A 1,109-nucleotide genomic window follows, 5' to 3' on the forward strand; every position below is an offset into this window, starting at 1 on the left:
GGAAGGTTGACTGGAGCTATCAGAAGTGCGAATGCTGACGTGAGTAACGATAATATATGTGAAAAACATATACGCCGAAAGACCAAGGGTTTCTGTCCAACGTTAATCGGGGCAGAGTGAGTCGGTACCTAATGTAAGGCTGAAAAGCGTAGCAGATGGATATTCGGTTAATATTCCGAAACTAGGCATTGATTGTGAGGAAGGACGGAGAAGGCTAGTGCTGCTTACTGTTGGAATAGTAAGTGGAAGGCGGTAGTTCCGGTGTGTACGAAGAAAAGGCACGCTGAAGGACGAGAGCCGAGAGGATTACACTACGGTGTAAGAAGAGCATGATGCCAGGCTTCCAGGAAAAGTTCCGTACACGTTAATTAATGCTGGCCGTACCCGAAACCGACACAGGTGGTCGGGTAGAGAATACCAAGGCGCTTGAGAGAACTCGGGTGAAGGAACTAGGCAAAATAGTACCGTAACTTAGGGAGAAGGTATGCTGAGGAGATTGAGCATCCGCGCGATGTAAGGTTGAATCAGTGACAGCAAAGAGGTGGCTGGGACTGTTTAACAAAAACACAGCACACTGCGAACACGGAAGTGGAAGTATAGTGTGTGACACCTGCCCGGTGCCGGAAGGTTAAATGATGAAGTCATCGCAAGAGAAGCTTCTGATTGAAGCCCCGGTAAACGGCGGCCGTAACTATAACGGTCCTAAGGTAGCGAAATTCCTTGTCGGGCAAGTTCCGACCTGCACGAATGGTGTAACCATGGCCACGCTGTCTCCACCCGAGACTCAGTGAAATCGAAATCGCTGTGAAGATGCAGTGTACCCGCGGCTAGACGGAAAGACCCCGTGAACCTTTACTATAGCTTGACACTGAACATTGAGTCTGTCTGTGTAGGATAGATGGGAGACAGAGAAGCGAGTACGCCAGTATTCGTGGAGTCGGCCGGTGAAATACCATTCTGGGAGACTTGGTGTTCTAACCAAATATTAACAGATAATGGGACAGTGTCTGGTGGGTAGTTTGACTGGGGCGGTCTCCTCCTAAAGGGTAACGGAGGAGCACGAAGGTTGGCTAATCACGGTCGGACATCGTGAGGTTAGTGTAATGGTA

Annotated in this window: 1 rRNA gene; it reads left to right on the plus strand. The window is 49.3% G+C overall.

Going from position 1 to position 1,109, the window contains the following annotated elements:
• A 23S ribosomal RNA gene (locus tag BMY80_RS12000) occupies nt 1–1,109 on the plus strand; the annotation flags it as partial.

Origin of the sequence: Ruminobacter amylophilus (assembly GCF_900115655.1) — a bacterium.
Taxonomy (GTDB): Bacteria; Pseudomonadota; Gammaproteobacteria; order Enterobacterales; family Succinivibrionaceae; genus Ruminobacter; species Ruminobacter amylophilus.